Annotated in this window: 14 protein-coding genes; 7 read left to right on the forward strand and 7 right to left on the reverse strand. The window is 41.0% G+C overall.

The window, feature by feature from the left end:
* Window positions 1-114 precede the first annotated feature (114 nt).
* Window positions 115-537 carry a DUF4870 domain-containing protein gene (locus ACE4RR_RS11340; protein ID WP_375535536.1) on the forward strand — a complete coding sequence of 141 codons (423 nt, stop codon included), beginning with the start codon at window positions 115-117 and terminating at the stop codon, window positions 535-537.
* A gap of 229 nt (window positions 538-766) precedes the next feature.
* On the opposite strand, the gene ACE4RR_RS11345 is transcribed toward ACE4RR_RS11340, so the two are convergent.
* Window positions 767-1,381, reverse strand: a complete 615-nt coding sequence (locus ACE4RR_RS11345; protein ID WP_375535537.1) for a spore coat protein — start codon at window positions 1,379-1,381, stop codon at window positions 767-769.
* A gap of 136 nt (window positions 1,382-1,517) precedes the next feature.
* Here ACE4RR_RS11345 and ACE4RR_RS11350 point away from each other — a divergent pair, with 136 nt between their 5' ends.
* Window positions 1,518-2,714, forward strand: a complete 1,197-nt coding sequence (locus tag ACE4RR_RS11350) for a class I SAM-dependent rRNA methyltransferase (protein WP_375535538.1) — start codon at window positions 1,518-1,520, stop codon at window positions 2,712-2,714.
* 55 nt (window positions 2,715-2,769) lie between these two features.
* Here the strand turns inward: ACE4RR_RS11350 and ACE4RR_RS11355 are convergent, their stop codons facing one another.
* Complete coding sequence (locus tag ACE4RR_RS11355) at window positions 2,770-3,027, reverse strand: HPr family phosphocarrier protein (RefSeq protein WP_375535539.1); 258 nt, start codon at window positions 3,025-3,027, stop codon at window positions 2,770-2,772.
* Between the two features lie 134 nt (window positions 3,028-3,161).
* Here ACE4RR_RS11355 and purT point away from each other — a divergent pair, with 134 nt between their 5' ends.
* The 3 genes from purT (at window position 3,162) to ACE4RR_RS11370 (ending at window position 7,041) form a co-directional block, all read left to right on the forward strand.
* The gene (gene purT / locus ACE4RR_RS11360) at window positions 3,162-4,337 is read left to right on the forward strand and encodes a formate-dependent phosphoribosylglycinamide formyltransferase (RefSeq protein WP_375535540.1); all 1,176 of its coding nucleotides are present in this window, start codon (window positions 3,162-3,164) and stop codon (window positions 4,335-4,337) included.
* 95 nt (window positions 4,338-4,432) lie between these two features.
* Entirely contained in the window at window positions 4,433-5,581 is a 1,149-nt protein-coding gene (locus ACE4RR_RS11365; protein ID WP_375535541.1) for a DUF2515 family protein, read from the forward strand.
* 65 nt (window positions 5,582-5,646) lie between these two features.
* On the forward strand, window positions 5,647-7,041 hold the full coding sequence (locus ACE4RR_RS11370; RefSeq protein WP_375535542.1) for a vWA domain-containing protein: 1,395 nt from the start codon (window positions 5,647-5,649) through the stop codon (window positions 7,039-7,041).
* A gap of 222 nt (window positions 7,042-7,263) precedes the next feature.
* Here the strand turns inward: ACE4RR_RS11370 and ACE4RR_RS11375 are convergent, their stop codons facing one another.
* Complete coding sequence (locus ACE4RR_RS11375; RefSeq protein WP_375535543.1) at window positions 7,264-8,094, reverse strand: ABC transporter permease; 831 nt, start codon at window positions 8,092-8,094, stop codon at window positions 7,264-7,266.
* The gene (locus tag ACE4RR_RS11380) at window positions 8,094-9,065 is read right to left on the reverse strand and encodes an ATP-binding cassette domain-containing protein (protein ID WP_375535609.1); all 972 of its coding nucleotides are present in this window, start codon (window positions 9,063-9,065) and stop codon (window positions 8,094-8,096) included. The genes ACE4RR_RS11375 and ACE4RR_RS11380 overlap by 1 nt, the downstream gene beginning before the upstream one ends.
* A gap of 459 nt (window positions 9,066-9,524) precedes the next feature.
* Between ACE4RR_RS11380 and ACE4RR_RS11385 the strand changes: the two genes are divergently transcribed.
* Window positions 9,525-9,719: a hypothetical protein gene (locus ACE4RR_RS11385; RefSeq protein ID WP_375535610.1), complete on the forward strand. Its 195-nt coding sequence runs from the start codon at window positions 9,525-9,527 to the stop codon at window positions 9,717-9,719.
* A gap of 262 nt (window positions 9,720-9,981) precedes the next feature.
* Here the strand turns inward: ACE4RR_RS11385 and ACE4RR_RS11390 are convergent, their stop codons facing one another.
* Complete coding sequence (locus ACE4RR_RS11390) at window positions 9,982-10,731, reverse strand: sulfite exporter TauE/SafE family protein (RefSeq protein WP_375535544.1); 750 nt, start codon at window positions 10,729-10,731, stop codon at window positions 9,982-9,984.
* Between the two features lie 320 nt (window positions 10,732-11,051).
* Here ACE4RR_RS11390 and fabF point away from each other — a divergent pair, with 320 nt between their 5' ends.
* Window positions 11,052-12,284: a beta-ketoacyl-ACP synthase II gene (gene fabF, locus ACE4RR_RS11395; RefSeq protein ID WP_375535545.1), complete on the forward strand. Its 1,233-nt coding sequence runs from the start codon at window positions 11,052-11,054 to the stop codon at window positions 12,282-12,284.
* 53 nt (window positions 12,285-12,337) lie between these two features.
* Here the strand turns inward: fabF and ACE4RR_RS11400 are convergent, their stop codons facing one another.
* Together ACE4RR_RS11400 and ACE4RR_RS11405 are read right to left on the reverse strand one after the other, a co-directional pair.
* Window positions 12,338-12,976: a YpmS family protein gene (locus tag ACE4RR_RS11400; protein WP_375535546.1), complete on the reverse strand. Its 639-nt coding sequence runs from the start codon at window positions 12,974-12,976 to the stop codon at window positions 12,338-12,340.
* Window positions 12,969-13,934, reverse strand: coding sequence for an SGNH/GDSL hydrolase family protein (locus ACE4RR_RS11405; protein ID WP_375535547.1), 966 nt, complete (start codon window positions 13,932-13,934; stop codon window positions 12,969-12,971). Before ACE4RR_RS11405 ends, ACE4RR_RS11400 begins: the two co-directional genes overlap by 8 nt.
* Window positions 13,935-14,105: the final 171 nt, after the last annotated feature.

Raw genomic sequence — 14,105 nt, forward strand, 5'->3', positions numbered from 1 at the left:
TGAAGTAAGACTATTCAAAACAATCAGATTTTTTAAGGAGCTGATATACAAAACTAGTACCAGTCAGTACGTTTGGATGTCCCCTGTCTGAAATTATTCAAGGAGGTTAGAAAAATGGACCGCATGGATGGACCAGGTTCAGAGAAAAAAGCAGGAAGCGATCAACAGACAGCCGCGGCAGAGGAAATGGGAGGAAGCCAACGTACAAAAACGTCCACGGGACTTGAAGAGAATGCAGCAGGACTGTGCTGTTATCTTCTTGGATTGATTACAGGTATAGTTTTTTTAGTTTTAGAAAAGGAAAATCGTTTTGTTCGTTTTCATGCAATGCAGTCTATTATTATTTCTGGCGCATTTATCATTTTAAATATTGCGCTGACTGCAATCCCTTTTTTAGGGTGGATCTTCGGAATTCTGCTTGCACCTGTTGGTCTGGTAATATGGATTTTATTAATGATGAAAGCTTACCAGGGGAAGTGGTATAAGTTCCCGATCGCCGGGGCTATGGCTGAGAAACAAATAGATCAATTTAAATAACTGTCGAAATAGGTACTTTTGCAGAGACAGCACGATTCTCAAGACCCAACAGGCAGTGATCTTTCGGCCGGGGAGGCTTGAGCTGTACCTGTGGAAAGCGAAGTGTGTTGACGGAGTAAATTATGATCACTCATAATTAACAAACAATCCAGACAGATTCAGTAGAATCGTCTGGATTTTGTTATAAATATTATACTTTTTCCACACCTGCTTTTATCTAACGTGTTCTTTAATTCAGCGGTGCCGGCGGAGCGGCCGTATAGCTCTGCAGCATTGTAGTCATATCGGCCGGCGCAAGCTGAGGTACTTGATAGTAGCTGTGTTTATTCTGGTAGATAAAAATTTCATAACTCATCTCGATTACATTCGGTATGCTGTCGCTGACAACCCTCCGCAGCACTGGATTTGTCATTTCAAGTGCTGTCATGGTCATCAAGGAAGCAAGCCCTTTCGTCTGGCCGAGCATATAACCGGAAAGTCCGGCATCTGTTATTTCACTTACGGATTGATTTGGTTTCTTCTGCGGAACAGGAGTTAAGCCGTAAATGACGTTATTATCTGTAGTCATATTATAAACTTCTGTGGAAAAAGTAGGTTTTTGCCCGGTTTGAAAGGTTTCGATCATCGTATTGTAGAGATTAGTCATAAACGTATATTGTCGGTTTAAAATACTTTTGAGTTCCTGATCCTGCATATGCTGATAATACAGTTGGTATTGATCAAGCATACTGATAATTGTCGCAATTACTTCATGAGCGTCAAAAAGCTCATGACCGCCATGACTGTTGACGGGCGGCATATTCTCTGAATGCTGGGTGCCTTGCGGCGGTTGCTGTTGTTGCATAGATATCCCTCCACTAATTTTAGATTCTGATTTATTATGGTTTTCTAATGAAAAAACATGTACAAGTAAGAAAATCAAAAGAAAACTATGATAAGGTATGAGAGACTCAAAAAATCATGCAGGTAAGGTGAAAAAAATGCTTGGGGAAGTCACACTGAGAGTAAATAATAAATTTGCAAAAAAATATAGAAATGGATATCCTCTCTTGCATCAAAATGCACTGGAAAGCCCGCTTGGCTTAGAAGATGAAGGAAAAATTTTCTCGATTCTGGACGGTAATGACAACTTTATCGGAAGGGGATACCTCGGCAGCCAGAATAAAGGCAGCGGCTGGATTTTGACCTGGAACGTATCAGAAGCAATAGATCAACGTTTCTTTGATAAAAAAATACAAACGGCTCTTACTACAAGATCAAGCTATTTTCACGATGAAGCCACCTCCGCTTTTCGTGTCTTTAATGGAGAAGGAGACGGAATTGGCGGTATTACCATTGATTATTACGATGGTTATTATGTAGTAAGCTGGTACAGTGAAGGCATTTATTATTTTAGAGACAAGATATATCAAGCTTTAAAAAAAAGTACGGTTTACAAAGCAATTTACCAGAAGAAGCGGTTTGATAAAAATGGAAAATACGTGCAAGGAGATGATTTTGTAACCGGAACCCGTGGTGATTCTCCGATAATTGTAAAAGAAAATGGGGTAAACTTTGCTGTTTATTTAAATGAAGGCCCAATGACGGGAGTATTTCTAGATCAAAAAAACGTGAGAGAGAGAATAATGAATACATATTCTGCGGGGAAAACGGTATTAAACACGTTTTCGTATACTGGTGCTTTTTCTGTCTGTGCTGCTTTAGGAGGGGCAGAAAAAACAACAAGTGTCGACCTGGCTAACCGAAGTCTGGCAAAAACGATTGAACAATTCAGAGTAAATGAAATTGATCCGGAGACTCATGACATCAAAGTAATGGACGTCTTTCGTTATTTTAAATACGCGGTCAAAAACAAGCTTTCTTTTGATGTAGTGATTCTTGACCCGCCAAGCTTTGCTAGATCAAAGAAAAACACTTTCAGTGCCGCTAAGGATTATAAGGATCTGCTGAAACAGGCAATGGACGTAACCAATGAAAATGGGGTAATTGTCGCCTCCACTAATTACAGTGGTTTTGGGATGGACAAATTTAAAGAACAAATCTACAGTGCCTGCGAAGAGAATGGTGGGAAATTTTCAACCATCGAAGAGTTTTCGCTGCCCTCTGATTTTCAAACGTCTGTCTGTTTTCCGGAAGGAGATTATTTAAAAGTAGTCTTCATAAAAAAACATTCCTAAAAAATCAAAAGCTATTCCTGACAGACATACGGCAGGAACAGCATTCATTAAAATGTTAACTCATGAATATTTTTTTTATTTGATGAACTGCTTCTTTGGAATCCCGGCCGACCGCCCTGAGTGTCACGAGTTCGGAAGGGGTAAGAAAAGAGGTCAATGCGACAATGCTTTTCCCGTTCACTTTTTTGCTGTTTAATTCAAGTTCAATATTACTTTCAAAGCGATTGGCATAATTAGCAACAGCCGTAAGTTTATCGAAATACGTCTTTTCTTCAAGATGAATGTAGGCCGTAGTCACCAGTTTCTCACTCATGATCATCCATCCTTTCTTAGAACAATGTAAATTGTATTTCGTGTGATCATTGTATGAAAAGATTCAATCTGTTACCACAAACGTGTAAGAAAATATACGGGAAAAGGTGAAATTTCTGCAGGGAGGTTTTTAAATTGTTCAGTGCTCCATTGAAACCACAATCCAAAAAAATTTTATTGTTAGGTTCAGGTGAATTAGGTAAGGAGGTAATGATTGAGGCACAGAGACTGGGACTTGAAACAATTGCAGTCGATAATTATGACGATGCTCCAGCGATGCAGGTCGCCCATCGATCACACGTTATAGATATGTTAGATGGTAATGATCTGAGGAAGATTATCTTGAAAGAAGGGCCGGACTTCATCGTTCCAGAGGTAGAAGCTATCGCTACGGATACTTTACTTGACCTTGAAAGGGAAGGCTTTAACGTGATTCCTACGGCGAAAGCTGCAAAATTAACGATGGATCGTGAGGGAATCAGACGACTGGCTCACGAAGAGCTGCAGCTTCCGACAGCTCGGTATAAATTTGCTGACTCTTATCTAGAATTAAAAAAATCCGCGGAACAAATTGGTTTTCCTTGTGTAATTAAGCCGGTAATGAGCTCCTCGGGAAAAGGACAGACAGTATGTCAATCTATGGATGACATTGAAAATTCCTGGCAAGAAGCCATGCAAAGCGGCCGCGGTAAAAAAACAAGAGTAATTGTAGAGGAAATGATTGCATTTGAATCTGAAATTACTTTATTAACGGTTCGTTCTATCAGTGGTACAGCATTTTGTTCTCCGATAGGACATGAGCAGCAGGGAGGAGATTATATTCAATCATGGCAGCCTCATGAAATGACGGAGACGCAGATAAGTCAAGCACAGCACATAGCAAAAAAAGTAACGGACGCTCTTGGAGGCTTCGGTATTTTCGGAGTGGAGCTTTTTTTAGCGGAGGAGCACATATACTTTAATGAAGTATCCCCCAGGCCACATGATACCGGGATGGTTACTTTGATAACCCAGGATTTATCTGAATTTGCGCTGCATGTCCGAGCTATTCTTGGTTTGCCGGTCGAAGACATTCAATTGTTTACTCCTGGCTCAAGCCATGCAGTAAAGGCCCTGAAAGAAAACAACTCCTACTTTATTTCCGGACTGGAAAAAGCGATGGAGACCCCCGGAACACAAGTAAGGATTTTTGGAAAACCAGTAACGAAAGCAGGCAGGAGAATGGGAGTTACTCTTAGTACGGCGGAAACCGTTACAGAAGCTCGTAAGCGTTCAAAAAACGCTGCTGCGGCTATTAAAATTACATACTAAATTGGAAACAGGCACTCTAACAGAGTGCTTGTTTTTTTTGGCAGTGTATATTTCCCATAGGAAAATGAAAATCTATGGAAAACAGGGGGACAGCGATGGAAGCTTATAATCATTTTCTATGGAATCTTCAGTTGAAGATGGACTGTTTCAACCATAACAGCCGGGCTTCTAGGAACTTTAAAAGAATTCCGAATATATACAAATATGTGGATTATCTCGTATCATATGCAAAAAATAGTAAAGAAAAGAAACCGACGTTGCAGGAATTAAAAATAATTGATCGTATTCGCTCTATCACCAGTATGCATAACCGTAATAATATTACAAGAACGGAAGCATACCGACAAATGTACTTTCAGCATCCAGAGCTGCATTGGGCCTTTTTGGCTCATATGGTATCACGCAATGGCGGCTGGTGTATGACAGATATTAAAGGTAATTTAATGTCAAAACTGTTAACCGAAGAAGAAGAGAAATCCTTTTATCAATTTTTTGAAAGAGCCAATGCTCTCATATTTTATGATGCTTACCCGCAGCTTTTATTATATGAAGAGTGCAAAAAACAGAATAGAAACCTTTTTCATTTACTGCCAGCCTTACATGTTTCTTCTTTCATGAGGCCTTTTTGGGAGTGTTTTTTGATGCAGCGCTCTTCAGAACTGCTTACAGTCGCTCTTATTATTAACGAACAACATTACATCGAAAATAGGATAATCAAGGCCACTGCTTTTCAAAAGCATGTTTTAAATACTTATAAATTTAAGGAACAACAGCTTTTGCAAATGTCACAGGTTATTTTTCCTTATTGGATGAAAAATAATAAAAACATTAGACTCGCAGGAAGCATTCTTGAACATTTTGCAGATATTACAGAGAGAATTGAATCAGGAAAGCAGCTGTACGCGATATTATTTGGTATCCAGGACGTGTTTGAAGGGGCAGTGCGATTTGCTTCAGAGATAAAGCATACAGGCTCCAGAGCTGATTATTGGGAGAAATTATACTCAAAGAAAAAATTAAAGGAGAAGCGGCATTATTACAGCCCAGAACTTGAAAATGTCTGGAAGGATTATCCTTTCATACTTCCGGAGAAATTTGATTGGTTTGCAAATGTTTCTCCTGCAGCTTCAGCTTCATATTTTAAGGCTGGCAGGGTGCCATTTCGATTTGATATGACGGGGGAAAGCTATTTTCGATTAAATAAATTAGAACTTGCCGTACAGATGAAAAAATATATTAAATAATTTCGGTTTTGGCGATATACTATTTGTATAGATTTTACATTTAAAATAGAAAGGAGCAGACCAATGTGAAAAATTGGTGGGTCCCTGCGTGTCTGCTGACCATGTTACTTACAGCTTGTGCTGATAATCAAAAACAACAACCAGTATCTGAAGAAGATAGTAAGATAGAACAGGAAAGAGATGAGGAGGCCGCAGCTGAAGAAGTACAAGCTGAGAAGGAAGTTTCTGCCGAAGCGGAATATTATACTTTGGAAAATCCTCCTCGGGAACTAACCGAAATGGAAGAAATGTTAATGAGAAAATCAGGTCCATTTCATGGCGGGAGCTTTAATGCTGCCTCTGTAACGGCAGAACTCGGAGAAAGTTATAATACAAGTTCTGTAGATGATTGGTATGAGGCTATTCTTGACCTTATCCATGAATCATACTATGAAGATGTGGAGCGTGTAATTAAATTTGACCCAACGATAGAAGTGGAATCAGAGGATCCAGAAGAACAAAATCCTGAAGAAGAAGATCTGCCGGGCTCCTCTCATTTTTCTATTTTGTTAGATGTAAGCGGCAGCATGGCTGCAGAGAATGAATCCGGATCGAGGATGGAAGAAGCGAAAGAAGCAATTGGGGATTTTGTAGAAGCTCTTCCTGACAACAGCACCATGTCGCTAAGAATTTATGGCCAGGAAGGCTCGAACGCAGAGGATGATAAAGAGATATCCTGTGAGGTCACGGAAGCAGTATATGAAGGAGATGCTGATACAGAGCTTGTAAGAGAGACTCTGAAGCGAGTGGAGCCAACAGGCTGGACACCTCTGGCTCTTGCAATTGAAGATGCCGCAGATGATATTCCCGAGAATGTTTCAGATGCTATTGTATATATAGTAAGTGACGGCATGGAAACATGTGGGGGAGATCCTGCAGCTGCGGCTGAAGAACTAGTAGATCAGGAAATTGAGCCAATCATAAATATTATCGGTTTTCAAGTGGAAGCTGAAGAACAGAAAATGTTAATGGATATTGCGGAAGCTGGGCACGGAGATTTTTCATATGTCGATTCAAAACAAGAACTAGAAGAATATTGGCGGGAAGAGTATGAACGAATGATGGATGCTTGGAATGCATGGAAACAGGATGCGATGGAAGAAGTAGATAGGCAGAGTGAGGAATTAATGAACGAAGCGGAAGAAATTGGTGAATCTATTATGGAAAAATCCGACACTGAGTTCGATCATGCTGAAGAAGTGCTCGATACTCTTCACTCCCAGGAATTAATTGATTACGATACGAAAAGTGATCTTTGGAGCAACTTCTACAACCGCAGTAAGGATATATGGAGTTATGGATATGATGCCAAGACAGAAAATTGGTCTGCAGCTTATAATGCAGGAAATGAGCGATGGAGTGAAGTATATAATCAAGGTAATGCAAAATGGAGTGAATACTATAAAAAACAATATGAATAATAAATTCAGCTGGACTAAAACCCAGTACAGAAAAATGAGCTCTCCCCAAATCAAAAGGAGAAAGCCTTAGCTTCTACTTTCTCCTTTTGTTAAGTTTTTTTTCAAAAAGGGGGATGGCACAAGGTCTCCTTCTCTTGCACTTTAGAAGATTGATTTTAATGGAGTTATGTTTATGAAAGGCTGTGGCTTTCGTCTTTACCTGGCGAGAAGCCACGTTTTTCTTTACCGTTTTTTTCGAAATAAATACATTGTCAGGGGGGCAAAGAGTACGATAAAAACAGCCGATGCAATCAGTACCCACATCACTTGAGCAAAGGTGGCTGTTCCGTGCATTAGTCCGCGTGATGCAGTGACCAATAACGTAACAGGATTTACATCCACTACTGCTTCGAGCCAGGCAGGCATCGTCCGCGGATCCACAAATATATTACTTGCAAATGTTAATGGAAACAGCACTGCCATGCTGATACCCATAACAGAGTTAGGAGTACGAAGCACCAGACCAAGAGACGTAAAGATCCACGATACACTGAATGCAAATACCAGAAGAAGAAGAATTGCCGACAAGACTCCGACTGTTCCTCCTTCCGGACGAAAACCAAGTACAAGGCCGAGTAAAATAACTATCGTTGATGCAAGCATATATCGAACTGTATCTCCAAGCAAAGCTCCGACTAATACAGAGGGCTGCCAAATTGGCAAGGTGCGAAATCGATCGAAAATGCCTTTTGAAATGTCTGTATTTAATGAGACTCCTGTATAAACAGTGATAAAGACTACCGTCTGAACAAGAATGCCTGGAAGTAGAAATTGTAAATATTCACCGGTTGAGCCGGCTAGTGCACCACCGAATAGAAACGTAAACATAAGAGTAAACATTACAGGAAAAGCCGTCACATCAAATAGCTGCTCTGGCACATATTTAATTTTCAAAAGTGCCCGCCAGCCAAAAACAAACGAGGCGGTCAGGGCATTTTGTCTCTGCGGCCTGTTTTTTGAAGAAAGAGCGGATTGTAAATTCTTATTTGAATTGGCATGATATGGACTGTCCATCACGAAACCTCCTCATCTTGGCCATGTTCCTCCGCAGGACGCCCCGTCAATGCAAGAAACACTTCGTCCAAACTTGGCTGTCCCAAGGAAAAATTAGAAACGGAGATGCCAGCTTTCGTAAGATTCCCTATAGCATTCGTTACAATTTCTGTGTCTGAAATACGGGCAGATAGAGCAGCCGGGTCGCCCTCTAAATGGATTGGAACACCTAATGCTTCTGCCAAAAATTGTTCAGCTGCAGGTCGTTTAGATGGATTCTCCAGTCTGATATGCAAAGCGCCGGCTCCTACGGAGGCTTTGAGTTCACCGCTTGTGCCTTCGGCAATAACTCTGCCGTGGTCTATAACGGATATCCGATCAGCCAGTTGGTCTGCTTCGTCCAAATATTGAGTAGTCAGAAGAACCGTTGTCCCTGCAGCAACCAACGCCCTGACAATATCCCACACTTGATTTCGGCTGCGAGGATCAAGCCCGGTCGTCGGCTCATCTAAAAACAATAAATCCGGGGTGACAACAATACTTGTCGCAATATCAATTCTGCGCCTCATACCGCCGGAGTATTTTTTCACCTGCTGCTCCGATGCTTCACTCAGACCAAAAGCATCGAGCAGTTCTTTTGCTCTTTCCTTAGCCATGTGACGTGAATACCCCATTAAACGGGCGATCATGTAAAGATTTTCAAAACCGGAAAGATCTTCATCAACAGAGGCAAACTGCCCCGTTAAACTCATCCGGCTTCTGACAGCATCCGCATTCTCAATCACATCTTCACCCAGCACCGCAGCTGTTCCGGCATCCGGCTTCAAAAGAGTAGCTAACATCCGGATGGTGGTCGTTTTACCTGCTCCATTCGGGCCGAGAAATCCATGAACTGTTCCTTTGCGAACGGTTAGATCAATTCCGTCCACCGCTCTTTTTTTCCCGAAGATCTTTACGAGACCACGAGCTTGTATTGCCAGATCATCCGGCATATTCTTAGTGCCTGGAGTCTTCAAAAACCTCACCCTTCCCTTGAAAATGAGAACTTCTTCAATAAGTATACGTCAAAAAATAAGAATTCAACAGCTGCATTGGTTGAATTACCAACAGTGCCGAACCGCTCTTACCTTACTATCCAATCACCTCACTCTATGAGGAACGTTTGTTCTTATTATAGCATAGGAGCACTAGGCTGGCTATTACAAAAAAGACTTTCCTATTTTCCACTGCTGGAAATCGATCGATTGAAAGCTAACTCAATGTGCATTTCAATAATGAGAGGGGAGGGCAATTGGATGCGGCAAAAAGATAGCGGATAATAGCAAAATGCTATTATGATGAAAGTAAAGAAAGATCTGTGCTTGAAAGACTTTGTCGATAAACGAGATACCATATGCTATCATAGTAATAGCGCAAGATATCTTATTGGGGGTAGAGGAGTGTGGCAGGAAATGCAGGAAGAATCAAAGATTCAATTAAATGTAAGGATTCATAAAGATACATATGAGCAGTTAAATGAAATTGTCGATTACTATCAAGAACATACGAAACTTGGTCGTGTCTATAAAGGAGATGTCCTAACCGATATCATTGAAAAATCTCATCAAATTATGGAAAAGCAAAAACTAATGAACCGCCGTAGTTAAACCATTACCTGGCTTGATTTCACAGAAGACGGGGCTGTAGCAAAAGCCCCTTTTTATAGAAAAAGTAGTATCCTAAATAGAAGATAGCAGGGGACAAGTCCGAAGACTCCAGTGGGAAGAGCAGCGGCTGAAGATCCGCCGGGCGCGGGTTTCGCCCGGTTAGCTGAAGCGCTGCCCACGGAAAGCGAAGGACTTGTCCACTGCTTTTTTTACCATGCAAAAGGGGCGAGTATCATTTATGATACAGCCCCGTCTTCTATGATTATGCAAAGAGCAGCCGCAGACCGCCCACTGCTGCCAGAACTAATATAATTATATTGAAAATCCGTTGCGGAATGAGCGGCAGCGTCTTTATTCCAATGTACGTCCCGAAAAGTATAGCAGGAATTAACCAGGCATTGAAGGCAATGGTGTCCTGCGTAATTAAGCCCAATCCAGAATACATAGGAACCTTAATAAGGTTTACGGTTAGAAAAAACCACGCTCCAGTTCCGATAAATTCTTTTTTTGAAAGAGCTATGGCCAGTAAGAAGATAGCCATAACAGGTCCAGCAGCATTGCCAATCATCGTTGTAAAGCCTGCTAGTGTACCCATTACTCCGATGAACCAGATCGAACGCGGCATATTGTTCATCCATTTGGCTCCCCCGTAGTCCCTAAAAACCTGTAAAGCTACCATAATAAGTACAATAGCGCCTATAATTACTTCTATCGATCTGCTTGATTCTACAAAAAATAACAGAAGAAATCCGATGAACAAACCGCCAAGTACCCAGGGAAGCAGCGAGAGCAGCGTTTTCCAGTTTACACTGCGCCTATAATAGCTTACGGCAATCAAATCAGCTGTAATTAACATTGGCAGAACGATCCCAATTGATTCTCTCGCAGGGAAGACCGAAGCCATCGTGGCAGCCACAAAGATGCCAAGCGTAGGCAGCCCTGTCTTGGAAATCCCTATTAATACTGCACATCCTATCACTATAACAATATGTATTGGTTCTAACCCCAGCATATTTTCTCTGCCTCTCTATCTATCTATTAACAATTCACTTTATAATCTCTTATTTTAGCATAACTTCTCATTAGTTAGAGAAAAACTGCTTCCTGTTATAACGTATATTGGGACAAAGGGAAAAATAACTTTTTTGGGTTGTATATTTGGCATTCTTCCAGGAAGGAACAATAGCCAATAATAGGGCCCAGTCTTGTTGACACGCTTCTGGTTGTAGGTTAATGTTCGGTTATGGAGCGCAGAGGCTGTTTCAGGCGGTAATTGTAACTTTTACATTAAAGTGCCAGCAATAGAAATGAACATTTGGGAGGTTAGGAAACATGAACCGGAGAGTGGTAGTAACAGGATGTGGAGTTGTATCTCCGCTGGGTAATGAGGTAGATACGTTTTGGAATCACTTAATTTCAGGAAAGTCAGGCATTAAGAAAATCAACTCTGATAATTACGAAGGAATTCCTACTCGAATTGGCGGCTTCATTGATGATTTTTCGCCGGATTCATATTTTGAAAAAAAAGAGATTCGTCAATATGATATTTTTATCCAATATGCATATGCTGCTGCTAAACAGGCACTTGATCAATCTAAATTACAGGTGAAGGAAGGCAAAGAAGATCGGTATGGGGTGTATGTTGGCTCTGGCATTGGAGGAATTGATACAACACTCGAAAACCATAATATGCTACTTGAAAAAGGGCCGAGACGGGTATCGCCATTTATGGTTCCAATGATGATCAGTAACATGGCATCAGGAATTATCTCTATTAAAACGGGCTTTGCTGGACCGAGTTTCTCCCCCATCTCAGCATGCGCCACTGGTAATCATGCAATCGGCGAAGCATTTTTGAACATTCGCCATGGTTATTCTGATGCGATTCTTGCCGGAGGAGCAGAGGCAACTATCAATCCACTCTCTTTTGCAGGATTTTCAAGGATGCGGGCTATGTCTACGAGAAACGAAGAACCACAAAAAGCAAGCAGGCCTTTTGACAGAGGACGCGACGGCTTTGTGATGTCTGAAGGATCAGGTGTGCTGATGCTTGAAGAGTATGAGCATGCAGTTAATCGAGGTGCAGAAATACTTGGAGAAATTGCAGGATACGGCTCCACTACCGATGCTTTTCACATAACCTCTCCAGATTATCACGGCGCAGCAAAAGCAATGGAAAAAGCAATTGAACTGGCTGAAGTAGAGCCCTTGCAGATTGATTACATTAATGCTCATGGTACGAGTACGCCCGAAGGTGACAAGTCAGAAACTAATGCCATAAAATACTTATTCGGTGATCATGCTTATCGCTTGAAGGTAAGCTCAACCAAATCGATGACTGGTCATCTATTCGGAGCAGCCGGAGGGGTGGAAGCGGTAGCCACAGTAAAAAGCATCCAAGAAGGCGTCCTGCCTCCGACAATTAATCATGATGAAGCAGATGAAAACTGTGATTTGGATTATCTCCCAAATAATGCGCAGGCTGCTGACATTGAATATGCATTGTCCAACGGTTTTGGATTCGGCGGCCACAATGCCGTTCTTGCATTTAAAAAGTTTAGATAAAAATGGGAAAATGGCTGAAGATGCTGCGGCATCCTCAGCCATTTTTACGTAAATTATTGAAAATAATTCATTATCTTTCTTTCGTTAAAAGGCAGCGATTCGTACGTAGTATGCACACTGAAAGAAATCCTGTCATTTTTTAAATCAAACTCTTCTGCCTTCACTTGAATGTTTGGCTTGCTGCTGATTTCTGTAACTGAAACATAAATATTTTCACGATCGGGGTTTACTTCTATCCAATCCGGCATTTCATAATTCGACTTAATATACTGCAGAACGTTTCGGTTAGGCAGCTGCAACTGCCCCAGGCTGATGGATTCCTGTTCCAAAATCAAGTCTCCATTTTCCTGTACCTTCGGCTCTAAAATAACCGTCGCAGGGATTTGCTGATCAAATGCCTTCATTGATCCTTCAAGCTTTACTTTATTATTTAACTCGACTGTATAATTGGAATTTCCCTTAGTGGATAATTGGCTGATGTAGCGGTCAATCAGATGATTGAGATTATTTTTATCCGAAGATATGGAGAATTCCACATCTGTTTCTACCGCATCTTCCTCTGTTGGAAACATTGGTTCCGCAGGAGAAGCATTAAATAGCAGCATCAAATAAATTATCACGCCCACATTGATGGCCGCTAATGAAATGAACAGCCATTTCCACTTGCGGTGCATAGTTATCTGGTTAGTCATTTTGACTGTTTGTCACCTCATCAACTGCAGTGGTTTCTTGCTGAGAATACATTTCTTCTTCCAAATAAGGAAGAATTCGTTCAGCCATCAAAGCATATCCTCTTAAATTAGGATGGAAATTGTCTTCTGAGTAATAACGCTCATCTGCGAGTTTAAAGAGGTCATATGTTGGAATAAAGGAAGCATTTTCATCTTGTGAGACTTGCTCTTCACCGATGGTATTCCATTCCTCCACAATCTGATTTAACTCGGGAATTTGCGAAAAGTACTCATTAAATGGGTTATAAAAACCGATTAAGTGAATATGTGCGTCTTCATTTTTCGAACGAATGGCTGCAAAAAGCTGCGCAATTCTGCTTTCGTAATCGTTCGTTTCGTCAGAGAAAGCATCGTAGGTTAAATTTTTGAAATTTGACTTTACAATTTCCATAATATCATTTGCGCCTATAGTAATGAGGATGATATCTGCCTCTTCTACAGACTCAGAAACAGCAGGCTCTTCCAGACGATTTATTAATTGATCACTGCGGCTGCCGCGTTTACCATAATTTTCAATTTCAATAGAGGGATTGTCTTCATTTTCGGATAATGCCTCTTCCAGCAGGCCGACGTAGCCCCCGTTATCTTCAGGGTCACCAACTCCCTGGGTAAGCGAATCTCCAAGTGCCACAATCTTTTTATTCTGGCGAACAAACGTGGTATTTTTTTCTTCCGCGACGGAAGCAACCGCATCTTCATAATCATAATCCGTTGAATTTTCCTCTTGATCCTTATCAGCATCCTGCTGCTCAGCTTTTTCATTGGCTGGAGAAGCACTTTTTTTCTCTGCAAGCTGCTCTGTATTACCGGCAGGCACAGTGGAAGAATCATCCGAGTAAAAATTATTGATAAAAAACATACCTGAAGCTGCAATTAATATTAGGAGCAGGCTAATAACTATTGAATTTTTATTTTTCATTTTTTATCACAACCATAGGTAATGTCATCATTGAAGTGCCTGGAAAAATCCTTTACTTTAAATATAGCGTATGCCATGAAATAATATAATTGACTGCTATTATTGTAAAGCATAACTATTAGTATATTCAAAATGACGGGGGAATGTCCAGTTCATAAAGTTATATTTGTG

The organism is Alteribacillus sp. HJP-4 (assembly GCF_042139015.1).
Lineage (GTDB): Bacteria > Bacillota > Bacilli > Bacillales > Marinococcaceae > JBHIKY01.